Origin of the sequence: Variovorax sp. V93, assembly GCF_041154485.1 — a bacterium.
Classification (GTDB): Bacteria; Pseudomonadota; Gammaproteobacteria; order Burkholderiales; family Burkholderiaceae_C; genus Variovorax; species Variovorax beijingensis_A.
Map to the genome: position 1 here is coordinate 3,611,919 of NZ_AP028669.1, position 19,731 is coordinate 3,631,649.

General features: G+C 67.7%; 17 protein-coding genes. 7 read left to right on the plus strand and 10 right to left on the minus strand.

Annotated features, from left to right (window positions below; translation table 11 throughout):
* Positions 1-102: 102 nt before the first annotated feature.
* The 7 genes from secG to ACAM54_RS17160 form a co-directional block, all read right to left on the minus strand.
* A complete protein-coding gene (gene secG / locus ACAM54_RS17130; protein WP_145747553.1) occupies positions 103-516 on the minus strand; it encodes a preprotein translocase subunit SecG in 414 nt (137 codons plus the stop codon).
* 39 nt (positions 517-555) lie between these two features.
* Positions 556-1,341, minus strand: coding sequence for a triose-phosphate isomerase (gene tpiA / locus ACAM54_RS17135; RefSeq protein WP_145747552.1), 786 nt, complete (start codon positions 1,339-1,341; stop codon positions 556-558).
* Complete coding sequence (locus tag ACAM54_RS17140; protein ID WP_369648351.1) at positions 1,335-2,333, minus strand: NAD(P)H-quinone oxidoreductase; 999 nt, start codon at positions 2,331-2,333, stop codon at positions 1,335-1,337. The genes tpiA and ACAM54_RS17140 overlap by 7 nt, the downstream gene beginning before the upstream one ends.
* A gap of 89 nt (positions 2,334-2,422) precedes the next feature.
* A complete protein-coding gene (gene pnp, locus ACAM54_RS17145; RefSeq protein WP_369648352.1) occupies positions 2,423-4,723 on the minus strand; it encodes a polyribonucleotide nucleotidyltransferase in 2,301 nt (766 codons plus the stop codon).
* Positions 4,724-4,939: 216 nt separating this feature from the next.
* A complete protein-coding gene (gene rpsO / locus ACAM54_RS17150; RefSeq protein WP_007837783.1) occupies positions 4,940-5,206 on the minus strand; it encodes a 30S ribosomal protein S15 in 267 nt (88 codons plus the stop codon).
* Positions 5,207-5,422: 216 nt separating this feature from the next.
* Positions 5,423-6,583 (minus strand): pyridoxal phosphate-dependent aminotransferase, encoded by a 1,161-nt coding sequence (locus ACAM54_RS17155; protein WP_369648353.1) that lies wholly within the window; start codon positions 6,581-6,583, stop codon positions 5,423-5,425.
* An 11-nt stretch (positions 6,584-6,594) separates the two neighbouring features.
* The gene (locus tag ACAM54_RS17160; protein ID WP_369648354.1) at positions 6,595-7,875 is read right to left on the minus strand and encodes a branched-chain amino acid ABC transporter substrate-binding protein; all 1,281 of its coding nucleotides are present in this window, start codon (positions 7,873-7,875) and stop codon (positions 6,595-6,597) included.
* A 122-nt stretch (positions 7,876-7,997) separates the two neighbouring features.
* Here ACAM54_RS17160 and ACAM54_RS17165 point away from each other — a divergent pair, with 122 nt between their 5' ends.
* Both ACAM54_RS17165 and ACAM54_RS17170 read left to right on the plus strand, forming a co-directional pair.
* Positions 7,998-8,369: an Hsp20/alpha crystallin family protein gene (locus ACAM54_RS17165; protein WP_145747547.1), complete on the plus strand. Its 372-nt coding sequence runs from the start codon at positions 7,998-8,000 to the stop codon at positions 8,367-8,369.
* A gap of 190 nt (positions 8,370-8,559) precedes the next feature.
* Positions 8,560-9,321 carry an alpha/beta hydrolase-fold protein gene (locus ACAM54_RS17170; RefSeq protein ID WP_145747546.1) on the plus strand — a complete coding sequence of 254 codons (762 nt, stop codon included), beginning with the start codon at positions 8,560-8,562 and terminating at the stop codon, positions 9,319-9,321.
* On the opposite strand, the gene tsaD is transcribed toward ACAM54_RS17170, so the two are convergent.
* Positions 9,254-10,318: a tRNA (adenosine(37)-N6)-threonylcarbamoyltransferase complex transferase subunit TsaD gene (tsaD, locus tag ACAM54_RS17175; RefSeq protein WP_369648355.1), complete on the minus strand. Its 1,065-nt coding sequence runs from the start codon at positions 10,316-10,318 to the stop codon at positions 9,254-9,256. The two genes, ACAM54_RS17170 and tsaD, sit on opposite strands and share 68 nt — an antisense overlap.
* A gap of 77 nt (positions 10,319-10,395) precedes the next feature.
* On the opposite strand from tsaD, the gene ACAM54_RS17180 reads away from it, so the two are divergent.
* The 4 genes from ACAM54_RS17180 to ACAM54_RS17195 all read left to right on the plus strand — a co-directional run bounded on the left by ACAM54_RS17180 (position 10,396) and on the right by ACAM54_RS17195 (position 15,014).
* Complete coding sequence (locus ACAM54_RS17180; RefSeq protein WP_369648356.1) at positions 10,396-11,676, plus strand: nitrate- and nitrite sensing domain-containing protein; 1,281 nt, start codon at positions 10,396-10,398, stop codon at positions 11,674-11,676.
* A gap of 344 nt (positions 11,677-12,020) precedes the next feature.
* Positions 12,021-13,265 (plus strand): CmpA/NrtA family ABC transporter substrate-binding protein, encoded by a 1,245-nt coding sequence (locus ACAM54_RS17185; RefSeq protein ID WP_145747543.1) that lies wholly within the window; start codon positions 12,021-12,023, stop codon positions 13,263-13,265.
* Positions 13,266-13,278: 13 nt separating this feature from the next.
* The gene (gene ntrB, locus ACAM54_RS17190; protein ID WP_192327707.1) at positions 13,279-14,208 is read left to right on the plus strand and encodes a nitrate ABC transporter permease; all 930 of its coding nucleotides are present in this window, start codon (positions 13,279-13,281) and stop codon (positions 14,206-14,208) included.
* Positions 14,205-15,014, plus strand: coding sequence for an ABC transporter ATP-binding protein (locus tag ACAM54_RS17195; RefSeq protein WP_012748620.1), 810 nt, complete (start codon positions 14,205-14,207; stop codon positions 15,012-15,014). The genes ntrB and ACAM54_RS17195 overlap by 4 nt, the downstream gene beginning before the upstream one ends.
* Before the next feature lie 141 nt (positions 15,015-15,155).
* Here the strand turns inward: ACAM54_RS17195 and ACAM54_RS17200 are convergent, their stop codons facing one another.
* On the minus strand, positions 15,156-16,457 hold the full coding sequence (locus tag ACAM54_RS17200) for an ANTAR domain-containing protein (protein ID WP_145747541.1): 1,302 nt from the start codon (positions 16,455-16,457) through the stop codon (positions 15,156-15,158).
* A 257-nt stretch (positions 16,458-16,714) separates the two neighbouring features.
* Here ACAM54_RS17200 and ACAM54_RS17205 point away from each other — a divergent pair, with 257 nt between their 5' ends.
* Positions 16,715-17,986 carry a nitrate/nitrite transporter gene (locus ACAM54_RS17205; RefSeq protein ID WP_369648357.1) on the plus strand — a complete coding sequence of 424 codons (1,272 nt, stop codon included), beginning with the start codon at positions 16,715-16,717 and terminating at the stop codon, positions 17,984-17,986.
* A 39-nt stretch (positions 17,987-18,025) separates the two neighbouring features.
* Here the strand turns inward: ACAM54_RS17205 and ACAM54_RS17210 are convergent, their stop codons facing one another.
* Complete coding sequence (locus ACAM54_RS17210; RefSeq protein WP_369648358.1) at positions 18,026-19,726, minus strand: protein kinase; 1,701 nt, start codon at positions 19,724-19,726, stop codon at positions 18,026-18,028.
* Between the last annotated feature and the right edge of the window lie 5 nt (positions 19,727-19,731).

Genomic DNA, 19,731 nt, shown 5'->3' on the forward strand with positions numbered 1-19,731 from the left:
TGGCATGAGGTACCTGGAAAGGTGTTTGGCTTTCCGAACAGCTTTAGAGTTTACCCTGAAATGAAGCAGTTTCTCACCGACAGCTTCATGAAAACAACTTGATTATTTGTTCGGGATCTGGCCCGCGCCCGAAACGGGTGCGGCAGGCGCCGAAGCAGGCGCACCGGCAGGCGCTGCGCCCGAGGTGCCGCCCGGAATCTGCCCTGCCGCGCCCGAAGCGGGTGTTGCCGGCGTACCGACAGCCGCGCGCTCCAGCAGGCTGCCGCCGCCCACCGGCCGTGCGTGGCTGAAGTAGGCCAGCAGCAAGGTGCAGGCAAAGAAGACCGCCGCCAGCACTGCCGTGGTGCGCGAAAGGAAATTCGCGCTGCCGCTCGCACCGAACAGGCTGCCCGCGCTGCCGCTGCCGAAGGCCGCGCCCATGTCGGCACCCTTGCCGTGCTGGATCAGGATCAGCCCGATCATTGCAAGGGCCGACAGCATCTGCACGCCGACCAGTAGATTGAGGACCACATTCATTCGTTCTTACTCCTAATTGATGTCGGCCACGGCCCGCGTTCAGCGGGAAGCGGCGGAAATGATCTGCAAAAAGTCGGGGGCCTTGAGCGACGCGCCGCCGATCAGCCCGCCGTCGATGTCGGGCTGCGCCAGCAGCTGCGCGGCGTTGGCCGCGTTCATGCTGCCGCCATAAAGAATGCAGATGCCGGCGGCGTGCTCGCTCGCGGCATGGTGCAGCTGCGCGCGCAGCACGGCATGCACCGCCTGCGCCTGTTCCGGCGTCGCCGTCTTGCCGGTGCCGATGGCCCAGACTGGCTCGTAGGCCACGACGATCTCGCTGATGCAATGGCCATTGACGTGGATCACCGCGGCCAGTTGGCGCTTGACGACCTCTTCGGTGCGCCCTGCTTCGCGCTCGGCCAGCGTTTCGCCCACGCAGACGATCGGCGTGATGCCGTTCGCGAGCGCAGCCGCCGTCTTGGCCGCCACCGCCTCGTCGGTCTCGCCGTGGTATTGGCGGCGCTCCGAATGGCCGACGATCGCATAGCGCACGCCGAAATCCTTCAGCATGGCCGCCGAATGCTCACCCGTGAACGCACCTTGCGGATGCGCCGAGATGTCCTGTGCGCCCAGCGCCATGGCCGTGGAGCCCGCCAGCAGCGACTGCAGCTGCGCGAAATACGGGGCCGGCGCGCACAGCGCGATGTCGCAGCCGGCCGGCGCCGCGGCCAGCCCCTGCTGCAGGGCCTTCACCAGCGCCTCGTTGGCAGCGAGGCCGCCGTTCATCTTCCAGTTGCCCGCGATCAGCTTCTTTTTCGTGGTCATCGTGTTGTCGTCCGTCACCATGTCAGCACGATCTTGCCGATGTGCTGGTTGGATTCCATCAGCGCATGCGCCTGCGCCGCTCCGCTGGGTTCGCCATCGGCCGCGAAAGTACTGTGGATCACGGGCTTGACCGCGCCGCTTTCGAGCAGCGGCCAGACCTTCTCGCGCAGCGCCTTGGCAATGGCACCCTTGAAGGCCACCGGCCGCGGACGCAGCGTGGAGCCGGTGATCACCAGCCGCTTGCGCAGCACCAGGCCCGCGTTGAAGTCGCTCTTGACGCCGCCCTGCACCGCGATGATCACGAGCCGGCCGTCTTCGGCCATGCACTCGATCTCGCGCGCCACGTAGTCGCCCGCGACCATGTCCAGCACCACGTCCACGCCCTTGCCGCCGGTGAGCTTCTTCGCTTCTTCGGCGAAGTCGCTCGTGCGGTAGTTGATGGCGTGGTCGGCGCCCAGCTTTTTGCAGGCTTCGCACTTGTCGTCGCTGCCGGCCGTGGCGATCACGGTGGCGCCCAGCGCCTTGGCGATCTGGATGGCCGTCACGCCGATGCCGCTCGTTCCGCCCTGGATCAGCAGGGTTTCGCCCTTTTGCAGGCGGCCGCGCTCGAACACGTTGCTCCAGACGGTGAAGAAGGTCTCGGGCAGCGAGGCCGCCTCGATGTCGCTCCAACCCTTGGGCACCGGCAGGCATTGCGCCACGGGGGCCACGCACAGCTGGGCATAGCCGCCGCCCGCGATCAGCGCACAGACGCGGTCGCCGATCTTGAACCCCGCCTCGGCCAGCGCCGCGGCGTCGCCCGACACAATCTCTCCGGCCACCTCAAGGCCCGGCAGGTCGGAGGCGCCGGGCGGAACCGGGTAGTGCCCCTTGCGCTGCAGCACGTCCGGACGGTTCACGCCGCTGGCCGCGACGCGGATCAGCAGTTCGCCCACGCCGGCCACCGGATCGGGGCGCTCCACGGCGCGCAGCACCTCGGGGGCGCCGTACGAAGTGATTTCAATGGCTTTCATGGTCTTTGGCCTGCAGCGCCCGTTTCAGGGCGCGGTTAGCGAATCAAAAAAGGATTGGCAACGGCATGGCTGCCGTCGCGCCTTCTTTCTTACTCTTGCGATTCGCGCGGTGCGTACTCGCCGACGGGCGCCTGCGGCTGCTCGTTGCGCGGCGGCTGCTGCTCGTTGTTGAAGCGCGGAGCACGCTCGCCGCGATCGCCACCGCGATCACCGCCACGGTCCGAGCGCTCGCGGCGCTCGCCGCCGCGGTCGCCACGGTCTTCACGGGGCGGGCGCTCGCTGTATTCCATGCCGGCCGGACGCTCGGTCAGGGCCTTCATGGACAGCTTGACGCGGCCCTTTTCGTCGGTCTCGAGCACCTTGACCTTGACGATCTGGCCTTCGCTCAGATAGTCGGTCACCTTCTCGACGCGTTCATGCGCGATCTGGCTGATGTGCAGCAAGCCGTCCTTGCCGGGCAGCAGGTTGATGAGCGCGCCGAAGTCCAGGATCTTGGTGACCGGGCCTTCGTAGACCTTGCCGATTTCGACTTCGGCCGTGATCTGCTCGATGCGCTTCTTGGCGAACTCGGCCTTTTCAGGGTCGGTCGAGGCGATGGTGATGGTGCCGTCTTCGTCGATGTTGATCGTCGTGCCGGTTTCTTCCTGCAGGCCGCGGATGACGGCGCCGCCCTTGCCGATCACGTCGCGGATCTTCTCGGGGTTGATCTTCAGCGTGGTCAGGCGCGGTGCGAACTGCGACACCTCGGTCTTGGCCTCGCCCATGGCTTCCTGCATCTTGCCGAGGATGTGCATGCGCGCCTCCTTGGCCTGGGCCAGTGCGACCTGCATGATTTCCTTGGTGATGCCCTGGATCTTGATGTCCATCTGCAGCGCGGTGATGCCGTTGGTCGTGCCGGCCACCTTGAAGTCCATGTCGCCCAGGTGATCTTCGTCGCCCAGGATGTCGGTCAACACCGCGAAGCGGTTGTCTTCCTTGATCAGGCCCATGGCGATGCCGGCCACGTGGGCCTTCATCGGCACGCCGGCGTCCATCATCGAGAGGCAGCCGCCGCACACCGAGGCCATCGACGAGGAGCCGTTGGATTCGGTGATTTCCGACACCACGCGGATGGTGTAGGGGAATTCTTCCTTGGTCGGCAGCACGGCGACGAGCGCGCGCTTGGCGAGACGGCCGTGGCCGATTTCGCGGCGCTTGGTCGAGCCCATGCGGCCCACTTCGCCGGTGGCGAAGGGAGGCATGTTGTAGTGGAACAGGAAGCGGTCTTCGTACTCGCCGGCCAGCGCGTCGATGCGCTGCGCGTCGCGCTCGGTGCCGAGCGTGGTCACGACCAGGCCCTGGGTCTCGCCACGCGTGAACAGCGCCGAGCCGTGGGTGCGCGGCAGCACGGAATTGCGGATCTCGATGGGGCGCACGGTGCGCGTGTCGCGGCCGTCGATGCGGGGTTCGCCCGAGAGGATCTGGCTGCGCACGATCTTGGCTTCGATCGAGAACAGCAGGTCGTTGACCTTGCCGGCGTCGAAGGGTTCGCCGCTTTCCTTCAGCGCGTTCATCACACTGGCGTTGGCTTCGCGCAGGGCCTGCGTGCGGGCCTGCTTGCTGCGGATTTGATACACGGCGCGCAGCTTTTCCTCGGCCAGGCTCTTGACCTTGGCGACGAAGGCTTCGTCTTCGGCCGGTGCCTGCCAGTCCCACACCGGCTTGCCGGCGTCGCGCACGAGTTCATGGATCGCGTTGATCGCGATGTTGGCCTGCTCGTGGCCGAACACCACGCCGCCCAGCATGATTTCTTCGCTGAGCTGCAGGGCTTCGGATTCGACCATCAGCACGGCGGCTTCGGTGCCGGCCACGACGAGGTCCATCTGCGAATCCTTGCGGGCGGTCTGGCCCGGATTCAGCACGTACTGGCCGTTGATGTAGCCCACGCGGGCGGCGCCGATCGGGCCGCTGAACGGAATGCCGGAGATCGACAGCGCAGCGCTCACGCCGATCATGGCGGCGATGTCGGCGTCGACTTCGGGGTTGAGCGACAGCGTGTGGATGACCACGTGCACTTCGTTCAGGAAGCCTTCGGGGAACAGCGGGCGGATCGGACGGTCGATCAGGCGGCTGGTCAGGGTTTCGTGTTCGCTGGGCTTGGCTTCGCGCTTGAAGAAGCTGCCGGGGATCTTGCCTGCGGCGTAGGTCTTCTCGATGTAGTCGACGGTCAGCGGGAAGAAGTCCTGGCCCGGCTTGGCGGTCTTGGAGGCCACCACGGTCGCGAGGATCACGGTGCCGTCGATGTCGACCACCACGGCGCCGCTGGCCTGGCGGGCGATTTCACCCGTTTCCATGACGACGGTCTTGTCGCCCCATTGGAAGGACTTGGTGACTTTGTTGAAGAGGCTCATGTTTTGCTCCTGTTTTGAGAGCGGATGACCTGCATTGGGCGCAGGTTCCGCAGGGACGGAGGCTTCTCAGAACACGATGCCATTCCAGCGAAGCTCGGCGGGAACTTCATTGGAATGACACAGCTTCGCTCTGTTTTGGCACTCCGAAAGTGGATCGCGAAGTAAAAAACGCCTGAGCTAGCGGACTAACCCAGGCGTTTTTTCATGCGATTCGATTTACTTGCGCAGACCCAGCTTGGCGATCAGCGCGGTGTAGCGGTCGGCATCCTTGGACTTGAGGTAGTCCAGGAGCTTGCGGCGGCGGCTCACCATGCGCAGCAGGCCGCGACGGCCGTGGTGGTCCTTGGCGTGCGTCTTGAAGTGGGGGGTGAGCTCGTTGATACGGGCGGTCAGCAGTGCAACTTGCACTTCGGGGCTGCCGGTGTCGTTGGCGGCGCGGGCGTTGTCCTTGACGACTTCGGCCTTGATGGAGGCTGCGATCATTGAATTTCCTTTGTTCCGGGATGTTTGACTTGCGGTGAGCGCTGGAACTGCCCTCACCGTGCGCCTTGCGTATGCAAAGCCATGGAATTATAGCTCGCCCCCAGGCTCCGCGACACTTCGTGTCGCTCCTCCCTCCCCCTACCGGGGGCGACGCCTGCGGCCCGGCGGGGCCGGTTCCGCGGCATCCCTGGAACGGAGGGCTCGCCTTCGGCCTCGCTATTTCTGAGCGGCGAGCCAGGTCTTGAGGCGCTCGACGCCCTGGACAAGGCGCTGGGGATCCTTGGAGGCAAAGCACCAGCGCAGCCAGCCCTGGGCCTCGGGGGCGAAGGCATTGCCGGGGGCCAGGCCGAGGCCGGCCTCGACGACCAGGCGCTTGGCGAGGTCGAGGGAGTCGCCGAAGCCTTCGAGGCGGAAGAAGGCGTACATGCCGCCCTTGGCGGGGGCCACCTGCACGCCGGGCAGTGCGGCCAGCAGGGGCACGAGGGTGTCGCGGCACTGCTTCAGGTGGGCCACCACGCGGGGCGTGATCTGCGCGGTGTGCGCGATGGCGGCGACGGCGGCGCGCTGCGTGAAGACGCTGGCGCAGGAGGTGTTGAATTCGATCAGCTTGCCGATGCCGTCGACCAGCGCGGGCGGCAGCACGAGCCAGCCCAGGCGCCAGCCGGTCATGAGGAAGCTCTTCGAGAAGCTGTGCGTCACCACCAGCCGGTCGTCGGGCCTGGAAATATCGAGGAAGCTCGGCGCGCAGCCGTTCGGGGTGGGCTCGAAGTACAGCCGCTCGTACACCTCGTCGGCCAGGATCCAGGTGCCGGTTTCGCGGCAGTGGTCGAGCACGGCCTGCTGCTCTTCGCGCGTCATGGTCCAGCCGGTCGGGTTGTTGGGCGCGTTGACGATCAGCAGCCGGGTCCCTGGCGTGACCGCCTTGCGCAGCGCGGCCAGGTCGAGCGTCCATTGGCCATCGGCGGGCACCAGCGGCACCGTGCGCACGTGGGCGCCGAGGATCGCGGGCTGCGCCGTGAGGTTGGGCCACACGGGCGTGACCGCGACCACCTCGTCGCCCGCATCGACCAGCGCCTGCACCGCCAGCATCAGCGCGCTGACGCCGCCGGAAGTGACGGCGATGCGCGACGCATCGACCGCGGGATGCAGCGCGCTGGTGTAGCGCGCAATGGCATCGCGCAGTTCGGGCAGGCCGAGGTTGTGCGCATAGAAGGTTTCGCCGCGCTGCAGCGAATCGATGGCCGCCTGGCGGATCACTTCGGGCGTGACCTCGTCGCTTTCGCCGAACCAGAACGCGAGCACGTCGTCGCGGCCGAGCCCGGCATTGGCCACCTCGCGGATCTTGGAGGCTTCGAGGTTGTGGATGGCTTCACGCATGTCTTGGTTTCCTAGATTCGTTTCATCTTGCAGGTGGTCGGCAGCTCGGCGCGCTCGGGGGCGATGGTCTTGACCACGCGAAAGCCGTAGCCCGAACCCTCGACATCGAACTGCACGCCCGGACTGCCCTGCTTGTCCATCGCGCCAACCACCAGCTGCTGCTGGAACTGGTGGTCCGCCGCGCGCATGCGGCCGCGCTGCCCGTAGAGGCTCACGTCGGCCTGCTCGAGCGCGCGCGCCACGGCCACTGCGTCGACGCTGCCCGCGCGCGCGATCGATTGCGCGAGCGACTCCACGAGCAGTTGCATGCGCATGTGCACATAGTCGTCGGCGGGCTTGGGAAAGCGCGCGCGGAAGGCGCGGTAGAAGGCCTCGGACTGCGCAGTCTGCACATTGGGCAGCCAGTCGGCCACCGCGATCACGCGGCCGATGCCGGCGTCGCCGATGGCTGCCGGCGCGCCGAGCGCGTTGCCGTAGAAGGTATAGAAGCTGCCGTTGAAGCCGGCCTCGCGCGCAGCCTTCACGAGCAGCGTGAGGTCGTTGCCCCAGTTGCCGGTGAACACCGCCTGCGCACCGCTCGCAATGATCTTGCTGGCGTAGGGCGCGAAGTCCTTCACCTTGCCCATCGGATGGAGTTCTTCCCCGACGATCTCGATGTCGGGCCGCTGCACGCCAAGCTGGCGTTTCGATTCGCGCAGCACCGCCTGGCCGAAGCTGTAGTCCTGCCCGATCAGGTAGGCGCGCTTGATGGCCGCGTCGTCCTTCACCACTTGCATCAGCGCCGCCACGCGCATGTCGGCATGCGCGTCGAAGCGGAAGTGCCAGAAGCTGCAGCGCTCGTTGGTCAGCGCCGGGTCGACCGCCGCGTAGTTGAGGAAGATCACGCGCCGCGCGGGGTCGCGCTCGTTGTTCTTCTCGATGGCATCGATCAGCGCCGCGGCAGTGGCCGACGAGTTGCCCTGCAGCACGATGCGCGCGCCGTCGTCGATGGCCGCGCGAAGCGCCGACAGCGCCTCCTCGTTCTGCCCCTTGCTGTCGTAGCGGTCGAGCTGCAGCGGCCGCGCGCCGCCGGGCAGCTTGATGCCGCCGCGCGCATTCACGCGCTCCACGGCCCACAGCAGGTTGCGGAACACCGCCTCGCCGGTGTTGGCGAACGGCCCGCTCATGCTTTCGATCAGCGCGAGGCGGATCGGCGCGGGCGCTGTCTGCGCCTGTGCTGCGAAGGGCGCCGCGCATAGCGCCAGCGCCGCAAATTTCAAGGCCTTGCGACGCCAAATAAAGGGAGGATTCATTGTCTTGAAACGAGTGCGGCTGTGCCTAGATGAGGTGACAAGCGGCACTCAGGATGGAATGGCCGCGCAGTGTAAGGGACACACATTCCTTGTCCCCATTGTGTTCATTCAGGAGTTCTCACATGTTTTTCGCACCCACCCTTCGCACCGCCCGCTTTGCACCCCGTTCGTACGACCGCGCCTTCGAGCGCTTCGTCAACGAGGCCTTCGCCGGCACGCGCCCCTCGCCGCTCGTCGAGCAGGACGACAAGAGCTGGACGCTTTCCGTCGACGTGCCGGGCCTCTCGCGCGAAGACCTCGCCATCGGCATCGAAGGCGCCGTGGTCCGCATCGACAGCAAGGCAGAAGCCAAGCGCCAGTTCAAGGCGGCCTACGAATTGCCGCTGGACATCGACGTGTCCTCGAGCGAAGCCAAGCTCGAGAATGGCGTGCTCACGCTGAAGCTGGGCAAGCGGGTGCCGGTCAGCCAGGTTTCGCAGCTGCAGATCAACTGAGCCTGCAAAGCCCACAAGAGGAAAGTGTCGTTATCTATTGTTTTTGACTTTGAAGACGCTCCCTAATCACAATACGACAGCGAATAACGTCACATCATGTGACGTTTTCACATTTTCTTTCTTCGTGGGCGTTTCGACAGACGCACCGAATCCATGACGGTGCGGATTCGGGTGCCCCTCAAGGCACGCCATGATCACGCACCTCAAGTCAGCCAAAGACGATGAACGGTCCGATACGCTCCTGGTCTTCCTTCCGGGCGCCTACCTGAAACCTGACGAGTTCGAGCGCGAGGGCTTCATCAGCGCCGTGCGCGAGCGCCACCTGGCGGCCGACTCGCTGCTGGTGGATGCCGATGTTTCCTACTACTACGACCAGACGCTCAGCGAGCGCCTGCATGCGGACGTCATCGAGCCGCAGCGCGCCAGGGGCTACAAGTCGATCTGGCTGGTCGGCATTTCCATTGGCGGCTTCGGCGCGCTGATCCACGAGCTGTCGCGGCCGGGCTCGGTCGACGGCATTGTCGCGCTGGCGCCCTACCTGGGGCGCCGCGTGCTGGGCGCCGAGATCCTCAAGGCCGGCGGCCTGCGCACCTGGCAGGCGCCGGCTGGCCCCCTGCCCGACGAGGAAGTCGACCGCAAACTCTGGCCCTGGTTCCAGCAGTACCTGGAGCCGCAGAAGTCGCAGAGCCTGCCCCAGCTTTACCTCGGCTTCGGCCTCAGCGACCGATTTGCCAGCAACCACAAGCTGCTGGCGGACGCCCTGCCCGAAGGTCGCGTCTTCACCACCGAGGGCGGCCACGACTGGCCGCAATGGCGCCAGCTCTGGCGCAATGTGCTCGACGTGCTGCCGCTGCCGTCGCTCGGCCGCTCGCGCCCGTCGGCGGCTACGCGGGCACCGGCCGCGGCGTCTCGGATGGCGCCATCAGCGAAGCCATGGGCCATCGCGGCTTGACGTCGAAGGCATAGCGCTCGCTCGCCTGGGCCAGGCCAGACTGCAGCCGCATGGCGGCCGCCATCGCAATCATGGCGCCGTTGTCGGTGCACAGGTGCAGTTCCGGATAGTGCACGCGCACGCCGCGCCTGGCGCAGGCGGCGTTCAGCTGCTCCCGCAGGCTGCGGTTCGCGCCCACGCCGCCGGCCACCACCAGCCGCTTGAGGCCCGTCTGCCCGAGCGCGGCCAGCGATTTCTTCAGCAGCACCTCGACGATCGCCGCCTGCGTGGACGCGGCCAGGTCGGCCTTGTTCGCTTCGAGTTCAGCGCCGAGCTTCTTGGCCTGCGTCAGCACCGCCGTTTTCAGGCCCGCGAACGAAAAATCGAGGTCGCCGCTGTGCAGCAGCGGCCGCGGCAGCTTGAACGCCGTGGGGTCGCCCGCCTCGGCCAGCTTGGCCAGCCAGGGGCCGCCTGGATAAGGCAGGCCCATGAGCTTGGCGCTTTTGTCGAAGGCCTCGCCGGCCGCATCGTCGATGGTTTCGCCCAGAAGCTCGTAGCGGCCCACGCCGTCGACCCGCATCAGCTGCGTATGGCCGCCCGACACCAGCAACGCCACGAACGGGAATTCCGGCGGATCGGCGCTCAGGAACGGCGACAGCAGGTGCCCCTCGAGGTGATGCACCCCGAGCACCGGCTTGCCCAGCGCCGCGCCCAGCGCGCAGGCCACGCCGGCGCCCACCAGCAAGGCCCCGGCCAGGCCCGGCCCGCGCGTGTAGGCGACCACGTCGATCTCGGCCAGCGAGCGGCCTGCTTCGGCCATCACGGCCTCGGTCAACGGCAGCACGCGGCGGATGTGGTCGCGGCTGGCCAGTTCGGGCACCACGCCGCCATAGGCCTGGTGCATGGCGATCTGGCTGTGCAGCGCGTGCGAACGCAGCACCGGCAGTGCATCGCCATGCGTTTCCACCAGCGCCACGCCGGTTTCGTCGCAGGATGATTCGATTCCCAGGAGGAGCATGCCCGGGAGTGTAGGCGGCGCGGAATGCCCGTGCGGCACGGATGTTGCAGCAGGCCTTGTGCTCCCCCTCCCCCGCCATGAAATCCGGACTGAGTTTTCTGATCGCCGCCCGAAGGTGCGAAATCGACGAGCTGGACCAGCTCGCGCGCACCAGCGACCTGGTCGGCCTGATCGCGCGGCTGGTCCATGCGCTGCAGCGGGAACGCGGCATGTCCAACGTGTTCCTCGCCTCGCGCGGCGGCCGCTTCGCCGAGCAGCGCGATCCGCAGATCGCCGAATGCCTGGCGCTCGAGCAGGAGGTGCGCGCCGGGTTCGACCAGCTCGAAACCGAAGCGCACCCCGGCGCCACCGCGGGCAACAGCGCCCGCCTCTTCAGCCGCATCGCCTGGGTGCTTCCGGGACTGGACGGCCTGCCCGCCCTGCGCCGCCGCATCGGCGCGCTTGAGCTGACGCCCGCGCAGGCCACCGCCGCCTTCGCCAAGCTCGTGGCCGGCCTGCTGGCGGTGGTGTTCGAGGCAGCCGACGGCGCCACCGATCCCGAGATCTCGCGCCTGCTGGTGGCGATGTTCAATTTCATGCAGGGCAAGGAATTCGCCGGCCAGGAGCGTGCTTTCGGCGCCGCCTCGCTGGCCGTGGGCCGCAGCGACGAGGCGCAGCGCCAGCAATGGCTGCATCTCATCGAACTGCAGGAGCGCTGCTTCCAGGTCTTCACCGAGTTTTCGAGCAGCGGCGTGCTGGCGCTCTGGCACCAAAGCCAGTCCGAGGCTGTCATGGCCGAGATCGAGCGCCAGCGCCGCATGAGCGTGAGCCCGGCCCAGACGGCCTCGGCGGCCGCTCCCGACCCGCGGCTGAGCCAGGCCTGGTTCGACTGGTGCACGCGCCGCATCGACGCCATGAAAACCGTCGAGGACCGGCTGGCCGCCGACCTGCGCGAACTCTGCGCCCGCAAGACCGCGCAGGCACGCAGCGAACTGCAGCGCTACCAGCAGGTGCTCGGCAACCTGGCGCCGCAGCCCGAGGGCGCGCTGTTCTTCGACGACGCCGACACCCGGGCCACCGAGCCCGCGCAATACGGTCGCCACCTGGAGCGCTCGGTGCTCGACATGGTCCAGGAGCAGTCGCGCCGGCTGCAGGCCATGGGCGACGAGCTCGAGACCGTGCGCGCCTCCCTCAACGAGCGCAAGCTGGTCGAGCGCGCCAAGGGCCTCTTGATGGCGCACCGCCGCATGAGCGAGAACGAAGCGCACAAGATGCTGCTGCAGACCGCCATGAACCAGAAGCGCCGCCTGGTCGACGTGGCCGAGTCGATGCTCGCGATGGCCGACTACCTGCCGCTCGATGCGGCGCCCCGGCGCTGAGCGCCGCCCCAAAAAGCGTTCGGATTGGTGCAGTGCACAACAACCGTGCATGCATCCGGATTTCCGCCCTGCGGCCCTTGCGCTCATGCCGGCAACCGCTCTCCTGCTGCCGATTCGATAGCAATTGGCGGCGGCAAAAGCTGGCACACAGTTTGCTGAAGTAGTACATGGACCTTCGGGTCCCCAGGCAGGTGGCACCCAACGGCGGGTGTTGCCCGCCGAGATCGGACAAAGGCGTCCCCCATCCCGCAAGGGCTCGTTTTCGAGCAGCCCCTGCGCGGTGCGGGACGCCTTTTTGTTTTTTGCCTTCCTTTGTTTGTTGTTCTTCAACCGGAGCCCGCCACATGACCGACCCGCTGAAAACCCGCCTCAGCCGCCGCCGCGTACTGCAAGCCGCCGCCATCGGCGCCGTGGGAGTCAATCCTGCGCTGCGTGCCGCAGTCTGGGCCCAGGGCTCCGACAAGCCCGAGAAGGAAGAAGTGAAGATCGGCTTCATCCCGCTGACCGACTGCGCCAGCGTGGTGATGGCCTCGGTGCTGGGCATCGACAAGAAGTACGGCGTGAAGATCGTGCCCAGCAAGGAAGCCAGCTGGGCCGGCGTGCGCGACAAGCTCTCCAACGGCGACCTGGACATGGCGCACGTGCTCTACGGCCTGGTCTACGGCATGCACCTGGGCCTGAGCGGCCCGAAGAAGGACATGGCCGTGCTCATGACGCTCAACAACAACGGCCAGGCCATCACGCTCTCGAAGAAGCTGGCCGACAAGGGCGCGGTCGATGCTGCCTCGCTCGCCAAGCTGATCGCGAGCGAGAAGCGCGAATACACCTTCGCGCAGACCTTTCCCACTGGCACGCATGCAATGTGGCTCTACTACTGGCTTGCATCGGCCGGCATCGACCCCTTCAAGGACGTCAAGAACATCACGGTGCCGCCGCCGCAGATGGTGGCCAACATGCGCGTGGGCAACATGGACGGCTACTGCGTGGGCGAGCCCTGGGGCCAGCGCGCGATCATGGACGGCATCGGCGTGACGGCCATCACGACGCAGGACATCTGGAAGGACCACCCCGAGAAGGTGCTCGGCACCACGGCCGACTTCGTCAAGAAGTACCCCAACACCGCGCGCGCCGTCACCGCGGCCATCATCGAGGCCGGCAAGTGGATCGACACCGGCCTGCAGAACAAGAACAAGATGGCCGAGACCATCGCGGACAAGAGCTACGTCAACACCAGTGTGGACGCGATCAACCAGCGCATCCTGGGGCGCTACGTCAACGGCATGGGCAAGAGCTGGGACGACCCCAACCACATGAAGTTCTACAACGGCGGCGCCGTGAGCTTTCCCTACCTGTCGGACGGCATGTGGTTCCTCACGCAGCACAAGCGCTGGGGCCTGCTGAAGGAGCATCCGGACTACCTGAAGGTGGCCACCGAGATCAACCGCATCGACATCTACAAGCAGGCCGCCGCCGCCACGCAGACCCCGGTGCCCAAGGACGTGATGCGCAGCAGCAAGCTGTTCGACGGCACCGTGTGGGACGGCAAGGATCCGAAGAAGTACGCCGAGTCTTTCAAGCTGCATGCCTGAGGAGAAACACATCATGGTCAGCGCTGTATTTCATTCGCCGATGGACGCATCCCTTCCTCTCCCGCGCGCGGGAGAGGGTCGGAGCGAGGGTGTGCCCCGCGCCGAGGCGCCCTCGCAACCCGCCGCTGCCGCCAGGGAGCCCAAGCCGCGCACCCCCATCGACCTGCGCGCCTTCTGGATGCGCGTGCTGCCGCCGCTCGCGGGCTTCGGCCTGCTGGTGCTGATCTGGGAGCTGGTGGCCATGAAGAGCACCACCGGCTTTCCATCGCCGCTGGCCACCTGGCAGCAGGCGCTCACGGTGTTCAGCGATCCGTTCTACAGCAAGGGGCCGAACGACCAGGGCGTGGGCTGGAACGTGCTCTCGTCGCTGCAGCGCGTGGCGCTGGGCTTCGGGCTGGCCGCGGCGGTCGGCATTCCGGCGGGCTTTGCGATCGGGCGCTTCGAGTTCCTTTCGCGCATGTTCAATCCGCTCATCAGCCTGCTGCGCCCGGTCTCGCCGCTCGCCTGGCTGCCGATCGGCCTGCTGGTGTTCAAGGGTGCCAACCCGGCGGCCATCTGGACCATCTTCATCTGCTCGATCTGGCCGATGGTGATCAACACCGCGGTGGGCGTGCAGCGCGTGCCGAGCGACTACATGAACGTGGCCAAGGTGCTGAACCTGTCGGAGTGGAAGATCTTCACAAAAATTCTGTTCCCGGCCGTGCTGCCCTACATGCTGACCGGCGTGCGCCTGGCCGTGGGCACCGCATGGCTGGTGATCGTGGCGGCCGAAATGCTGACCGGCGGCGTGGGCATCGGCTTCTGGGTGTGGGACGAGTGGAACAACCTCAACGTCGCCAACATCATCATCGCGATCTTCGTGATCGGCATCGTCGGCCTGGTGCTGGAGTTCGCGCTCATCAAGCTTGCAACCGCATTCACGTTCGAAGAGGTGAAGTCATGAATGATGATTCGAAGTACATCGAGATACACAACGTCGAGCAGCGCTTCAAGACCGCCAAGGGCAGCTTCCTTGCGCTGCAGGGCGTCAACCTGAACGTGGCCAAGGGCGAGTTCGTCACGCTGATCGGCCATTCGGGCTGCGGCAAGTCGACGCTGCTGAACCTCATCGCCGGCCTGACCACGCCAACGCAGGGCGTGCTGCTGTGCGCGAACAGGGAAATCAAGGGCCCAGGCCCGGAACGCGCGGTGGTGTTCCAGAACCACTCGCTGCTGCCCTGGCTCACCTGCTTCGAGAACGTGTACCTCGCGGTCGAGCGCGTCTTTGCCGCCACCGAAGGCAAGGCGCAGCTGCGCGCGCGCACCGATGCGGCGCTCGCGATGGTCGGCCTCTCGGCCGCCGCGCAGAAGCGCCCCGGCGAAATCTCCGGCGGCATGAAGCAGCGCGTGGGCATTGCGCGCGCGCTGTCGATGGAACCCAAGGTGCTGCTGATGGACGAGCCCTTCGGCGCCCTCGACGCGCTCACGCGCGCCAAGCTGCAGGACGAGCTGCTCGCCATCGTCCAGAAGACGCAGAGCACCGTCGTCATGGTCACGCACGACGTCGACGAGGCGGTGCTGCTCTCCGACCGCATCGTGATGCTCACCAACGGCCCGGCCGCCACCATCGGCGAGGTGCTGAAGGTCGACATCGCCCGGCCGCGCAACCGCGTCGAGCTGGCCGAGGACCCGGCCTATGTGCACGCCCGCAAGGCGGTGATCGATTTCCTCTACACGCGCCAGGCGCACGTAGAAAAAGTCGCAGCCTGACCCGGCGCGCAAGGCGCATGACGCGATGCCAGCCCTTCGTGGAACACCGCGGAACCGGCTTCGCCGGGCCGCTGGTGTTGCCCCCGGTGAGGGGGTTGGCGAAGCGACACGAAGTGCGCGCAGACTGGGGGTGAGCCAGGCTCAGGACATGATGACCTGCAGGCTGTGCTCGTACCAACCCGTGAGGCGCTCGAAGGTGTCGACGAGCGCCTCGCTCGAACGCACCAGCGTTGCGCGGCCTTCGGGGCTTTCGAGCGCCTGCACGCCGCCGACCAGGCGCAGCCATTCGTCGCGCGCGGCCGCCAGTGCGGCGCGGATCTCGGGTGAACTGAGGGGCGCGCGCTCCAGCTCCAGCAGCGCGGCCTCGAACTCGTTCATGGTCGGCAGCAGCCGGCCGCGCGAAGCCTCTGCCCCGATGATCGACGCGAGCAATGCGTCCTTCGCCAGGCGCTGCGCGCGCATGCGCTGGCGCCCGCAGATGTTGACGATGCGCAGCGCACGCCGCGCGCCGGATGCTTCCAGCGCCTCCGTCATGGCCTCGGCCGCCGACAGCAAGGCCTCGCCACGCGCGTCGATCTCGGCCAGCCCCTGCTGCGCGGGACGCGCGGCCAGCGACGCGGCGAGCGCGCTCCAGGCGGCCTGCACTTCGCCCAGCGCGAGCACGCCGGCCGCGCCCAGCTCGAGGGTGCCCAGATGATCGAGGTTCTGCTGCACCCGCTCGGTCGACTGCGTGCGCAGAACCCGCGCGCGCTGCACGTCGATGCCCGACAGCAGCTGCGCCGCCACGCGCACCAGCCGCTGCGAGAGCATGCGCAGCTGGCCGGCGCGGTTGATCGCATCGGCCCACTGCGCGGCCTCGATGACCGAGCGAGACACCTCGCCCAGCCGCAGGTTGGCATGCATTGCGGCACCGCGCAGCAGGCCGAAGGCTTCGTCTTCGCCGATGCCGCGCGCCGACATCAGCAGGCCCTTGGCGCGGTCGACCCACTTGCGCTCGTCCATGCGCGTGCGCAGCGCGTCGAGCTCGGTGCGCAGCGCGGCCTCGCGCTGCCAGCGGGCCTGCGCGCGGGCGAGCAGTGCAGCAAGCGACACGGCGTCCAGCGCATCGATGGGCGCCCAGGCATGCACGCCGAGCGCGGCCAGCGCCTCGTGCTGTTCTCTGCTCAGCGGCGCGCTGGCCAGGCTCAGCGCGCAAGGCGGCGCGCCGCCCCAGGCCTGCAGTGCTTCGACCAGCGCCGGCAGCTGATCCGCCGGCTCGGGCAGATGGACCCATGCCTGTTGCGGTGCAAGCGCACCCACCTGCTGCACCAGCGTGTGGCAGGTGGCCACTCCGAGCATGGTGGCATTCGTCCCCTCCAGCGCCAGCCGCAGCGGCTCCGGCAGCTCCGGCAAGGGCGCGGAGCCGGCGAATTCATTGGGCAGAACGGCGAGAAGGGAAATCATGGCGAGGTGTCGGAGAGCAGCGCAAGCATAGGCCAGGCCCGCGCGTTTTCGCAGGCACGCCTCTTGCATCGAACGGGGTGCGGTGTAACGAAGCACCGCTTTGGTGAGGCTGCAGGCTCCTGCATCCATCCCGGCACCGTACGTGCCGGGAAGCACCCCCACGCCGGCAGCGTCCGCCACCGGCATCCCGCCCCAACCCCGTCCGCCGACACGGCTCCTGCAAGGCCGCGCCGCGGCATTTCGCACGATTGAACGCCATGTCCAGCTTCAAGACCTTTCTGCATTCCGGCCACGGGCCGACGCTGTTTGCGTCCTTCCTGTACTTCTCGTTTTCGTGCTGCATCTGGGTGCTCAACGGCGCGATGGCGCCCTTCATCGGCGAGAGCTTCGACCTCTCGCCCGCACAGAAGGGGCTGATGCTGTCGGTGCCGATCATCGCGGGCGCGCTGATGCGCTTTCCGCTCGGCATCCTGTCGCAGTACATCGGCCGCAAGAACGCGACGCTGGTCGAGATGGGCCTGATCGCGGTGGCGATGCTGTTCGGCTTCTTCTTCGTGAAGAGCTTCAACGACCTGCTCGCCATGGGCGTGCTGCTGGGCATTGCGGGCGCAAGCTTCGGCGTGGCGCTGTCGCTGGGCTCGGGCTGGTTCCCGCCGCAGCACAAGGGCCTGGCAATGGGCCTGGTGGGCGCCGGCAACGTGGGCACGGCGGTGTCGGTGCTGGTGGCGCCGCCGCTCGCGCAGTGGCTCGGCTGGCAGGCGGTGTACGGCGTGGCGGCCGGCGCCATCCTCGTGCCGATGATCGTGATGATCGTCTTTGCCAAGGAACCGCCCGACGTCGACAGCCACGCCAGCTTCCGCGAACACATCGCCTGCCTGTTCGAGAAGGACGGCTGGGTGTTCAGCCTGATCTATGGCGTGACCTTCGGCGGCTTCATCGGGCTCACCACCTTCCTGCCCTCCTACTACTACGACCAGTTCGGCGTGAGCAAGGTGCAGGCCGGACAGCTCACGATGCTGGCCGCCTTCATGGGCGCCGCGGTGCGCATCGTGGGCGGCTGGATCTCCGACCGCTGGGGCGGCGTCAACACGCTGACCGTGGTGCTGCTGGTGGTGGCCGCCGGGCTCGTGCTGGTGGGTATCTCGTCGGCATCGCTCGCACTCACCACGCTGCTGCTGATCGTGTGCTTCGCTGCGCTGGGCGCGGGCAACGGCGCGCTGTTCCAGCTGGTGCCGCTGCGCTGGCCCACGAGCACTGCGGTGGCGGGCTCGATGATCGGCGAGATCGGCGCGCTGGGCGGCGGCCTGGTGCCCAACGCCATGGGCCTGTCGAAGCAGTACCTGGGCAGCTACGTCTGGGGCTTCGTGTTCTTCGGCGCGCTGTCGCTGGTGATGCTGGGCGTCATGCGCGTGATGCAGATCCGCTGGACCCGCACCTGGGCCGAAAAAGGCGGCCGTGCCCGCACGACCGCCTTTTCGTCGCAGGCTAACTTCGCCTCCGGCGAAGTTAAACGCGGAGCGCGGCCGTAGACAAAAAGGCATCCGATGAAGCGCGCGCCCTCCCATCTCTCAACGTGGCAGAAACAGCAGCCACACCACGAGCAGTGCGTTGAACAGCAGCGACACGGCCAGCGCGATCTTGTAGAGCGCAGCCGGATCGCGGCGGATCAGCGGCGTGGCGGCGGGCGCGCTCACGGGGCGGGAAGCGCCGCGCTCCAGGGCGAGCAGCATTTCCTCGGCGGTTTCGAAGCGCTCGCGCGGATCGCGCGCGACGGCCTTGCGCACCAGGTGGTCGAGCCACACGGGCACGTCGGGCCGCAGGCGCGAGAGCGCAGCCGGATCGCGCCGGTAGCGCGCCACCTGGTAGGGCTCGATCTCGCCATAGGGCAGGTGGCCGCCGAGCCACTGGTACAGCGTGACGCCGAGCGCGAACAGGTCGCTCGCGGTGTCGGCTTCGGCGCCCTCCCACTGTTCGGGGTTGATGTAGCTGGGCGTGCCGGCATGCAGCTCCCGCTGGGCCGCGCCTTCGCGGCCCGACAGCGCCACGCCGAGGTCGAGGATGCGCCAGCGGCCATCGTCGCCCAGGTGCAGGTTGCCGGGCTTGATGTCGCGGTGAACCACGCCGTGGCGGTGCAGCCGGCCCAGGGCCTTGGTGAGCTCGATGGCCGCGGCAACCACCTCGGCCACCGCGCCGCGCGCGCCGGACTTGCGCATCTGCTCCAGCGTGCGCCCGCCGTGCCAGTCGAACACGATGTAAAGCGCACTGGCGTTCTCGGCGCGCTCGTGCACGCGCACGAATCCGCTGTTGCCCACGCGCTGGCCCAGCCAGGCCTCGTGCGCGAGCATCGCGCGCTCCTGCGGGTCGCTGGCGCGCGAGGGATGCAGCGTCTTGAGCGCCACCAGTTCGCGCGTGGCCGCATTGCGCGCCTGGTAGAGCAGGTGCACGCCGGTGTCGGCCACCAGCCCGGTGACGACGTAGCCGTCGAGCACGTCGCCCACCTTCAAGAAAGGCGGCGGCGCCAGGCGGCGGCCATCGCCGAGCTCGTCGTCGAGCTGCCGCACATCGAGGCCGACGACGCGGATGACCAGCGCGGTCGCGTTGTCGCGCGTGCCGGCATCGAGCGCCGCGCGCACCAGCGCCTCGCTCGCCTCCTCTGCACCGCCCTGCAGGGCCAGCGCGGCCAGGCGCTGCGGCTTGAGCACGCCGTGCACGCCGTCGGTGCTGAGCACGAAGCAGTCGCCCACGCGCACGTCGCCCTGCGCGTAGTCGACACGCACCTGGTCGTCGAGGCCGATGGCGCGCGTCAGGCGGCTGCGCATGTCGGGGTGTTCGAAGGCATGGTCCTGGGTCAGCGGCATGGCCGGCTCGCCGCCGGCGCGCACGCGCCAGGCGCGCGTGTCGCCCACGTGCGCGAGCGTGTAGCTCTGGCCGTGCAGCACCAGCGCCGTCAGCGTGGTGAGCGCGGTGGCGCCGCCCTGCCGCCGGCGGTTGTGGTCGGCAAGCCAGGCGTTCTGCGCCGCGACCAGGCGGTCGAGCGCGGCAGTCGGCTCCCAGGTGTCGGGCGTCGCGAAGTAGTCGGCCAGCAGGCCCATGACGGTGGTCTGCGCGGCCTCGAGGCCGCGCCCGCCGGTGGACACGCCATCGGCAATGGCCGCGATGAGCCCGCGCGACTCCTCGCCCGGCGGTGCGTTCACGGCGCCCGCGAAGTCTTCGTTCACGTCGCGCGGTCCGCGCTGGCTGCTGTAGCCGATGTCCACTTCAAAGCTCATGGCGC

Coding starts and splice junctions, on each gene's coding strand:
- ACAM54_RS17185 (WP_145747543.1), top strand. CDS start 12,021: ATGACCGACCCGCTGAAAACCCGCCTCAGCCGCCGCCGCGTACTGCAA.
- tsaD (WP_369648355.1), bottom strand. CDS start 10,318: ATGCTCCTCCTGGGAATCGAATCATCCTGCGACGAAACCGGCGTGGCG.
- ACAM54_RS17165 (WP_145747547.1), top strand. CDS start 7,998: ATGTTTTTCGCACCCACCCTTCGCACCGCCCGCTTTGCACCCCGTTCG.
- ACAM54_RS17160 (WP_369648354.1), bottom strand. CDS start 7,875: ATGAATCCTCCCTTTATTTGGCGTCGCAAGGCCTTGAAATTTGCGGCG.
- ACAM54_RS17210 (WP_369648358.1), bottom strand. CDS start 19,726: ATGAGCTTTGAAGTGGACATCGGCTACAGCAGCCAGCGCGGACCGCGC.
- ACAM54_RS17200 (WP_145747541.1), bottom strand. CDS start 16,457: ATGATTTCCCTTCTCGCCGTTCTGCCCAATGAATTCGCCGGCTCCGCG.
- ACAM54_RS17205 (WP_369648357.1), top strand. CDS start 16,715: ATGTCCAGCTTCAAGACCTTTCTGCATTCCGGCCACGGGCCGACGCTG.
- ACAM54_RS17140 (WP_369648351.1), bottom strand. CDS start 2,333: ATGAAAGCCATTGAAATCACTTCGTACGGCGCCCCCGAGGTGCTGCGC.
- rpsO (WP_007837783.1), bottom strand. CDS start 5,206: ATGATCGCAGCCTCCATCAAGGCCGAAGTCGTCAAGGACAACGCCCGC.
- tpiA (WP_145747552.1), bottom strand. CDS start 1,341: ATGGTGACGGACGACAACACGATGACCACGAAAAAGAAGCTGATCGCG.
- ACAM54_RS17155 (WP_369648353.1), bottom strand. CDS start 6,583: ATGCGTGAAGCCATCCACAACCTCGAAGCCTCCAAGATCCGCGAGGTG.
- ACAM54_RS17170 (WP_145747546.1), top strand. CDS start 8,560: ATGATCACGCACCTCAAGTCAGCCAAAGACGATGAACGGTCCGATACG.
- ACAM54_RS17195 (WP_012748620.1), top strand. CDS start 14,205: ATGAATGATGATTCGAAGTACATCGAGATACACAACGTCGAGCAGCGC.
- secG (WP_145747553.1), bottom strand. CDS start 516: ATGAATGTGGTCCTCAATCTACTGGTCGGCGTGCAGATGCTGTCGGCC.
- pnp (WP_369648352.1), bottom strand. CDS start 4,723: ATGAGCCTCTTCAACAAAGTCACCAAGTCCTTCCAATGGGGCGACAAG.
- ntrB (WP_192327707.1), top strand. CDS start 13,279: ATGGTCAGCGCTGTATTTCATTCGCCGATGGACGCATCCCTTCCTCTC.
- ACAM54_RS17180 (WP_369648356.1), top strand. CDS start 10,396: ATGAAATCCGGACTGAGTTTTCTGATCGCCGCCCGAAGGTGCGAAATC.